This window comes from Methylosinus sp. R-45379 (assembly GCF_001644125.1).
Classification (GTDB): Bacteria; Pseudomonadota; Alphaproteobacteria; order Rhizobiales; family Beijerinckiaceae; genus Methylosinus.
Genome location: NZ_LUUM01000099.1, coordinates 1 through 1,059, shown reverse-complemented (window position 1 = coordinate 1,059; position 1,059 = coordinate 1). Strand labels below are relative to the sequence as shown.

Sequence of the window (1,059 nt, the reverse complement as noted above, 5' to 3'; positions counted from 1 at the left end):
GGCCTGGACTATGTCATAGTCCGGATCGGTGGAGTTGACCGCGCTCTCGTCGACGACGATCGCGTTTTTGTCGGTGATCGAGATCATTTTGCGCTCCGTCGCGACGATCGGCTGCGTGAAATTGGCGGTGCCGTTCCGAAGGCGCGGATGCGCCTCGGCGCCAAGCGCGCTCATCGATAAAAGGATGCCAAAATGAATCGTGAGATCACGAAGCCATTGTCGCATAAATGTGTCTCCCGCGGGCTGCTCTAGCTCATATTCGAGATCGTCGCACGTCTTCACCGCTGATCGCTTCAAGAAAATCGCAGCGAAAGCCCCAGGCTGTTGCAATCGTGCGAACTCTTGGCGGAGGCCTTCCGGCGAAGGACCGCTCCTGGCGGGACCTCCCCCTTCGGGACGGAGACGAGGAACTCTGACCCAATGCAGCCATTGGTTCCGGTGTCACTCTACCTACGGGGCATGAGCGAGCGCCTCGGGCTACGGGCGGTCGATGAGCTGCCTCGGGATTTGCAATGGTACCGGGTACCGGCATCCTCTAGCGGCGAGGATGGCGCCTCAGGGCCGGATTACGACGCAATATGTCAGCGAGCCAAGGAACAGCGGCTTCGGCGGCCTCATATGCGGCCGTTGATGAGGCATAGGTTGACCCTGAATAATAGCCGAGCGGTGTCCATTCGCCGGCGTCCTCGACATCTCGCCGAAATTCCTCAAATCCAAAAGTGCCATCAGGCCGACAAAAAACATCGACGCATTTTCCGCGTTCGTTTTCCTCGACGCTCGCGAACACCACCCACGACTTGTCGATTCTTTTGGACATGGGCCCAAACCTACCCTCAAGCGTGAACAGAAGCTAAAGGCAATAGCTACGGAAAGGGGCATCCTCCCCTTCCCGAAGGCGACCTTCCCTTTCGGGAGCGCAAAAAAAACGACCCGAAGCGGTCATTTGCGGAATCGGGCAATGGGCCGAGTGGCGCTCCGCATCGCACTGGAAACGGCCGGTCCACGCTTAGGGCGCCGTCCCTCCTGGTGACGCTCGAAGTCGAGGCCTGCGTATCCGAT

At 59.1% G+C, this 1,059-nt stretch carries 1 protein-coding gene; it reads right to left on the bottom strand.

The window, feature by feature from the left end:
* Positions 1–535: 535 nt before the first annotated feature.
* On the bottom strand, positions 536–817 hold the full coding sequence (locus A1351_RS04910) for a hypothetical protein (protein ID WP_064032382.1): 282 nt from the start codon (positions 815–817) through the stop codon (positions 536–538).
* Positions 818–1,059 lie beyond the last annotated feature (242 nt).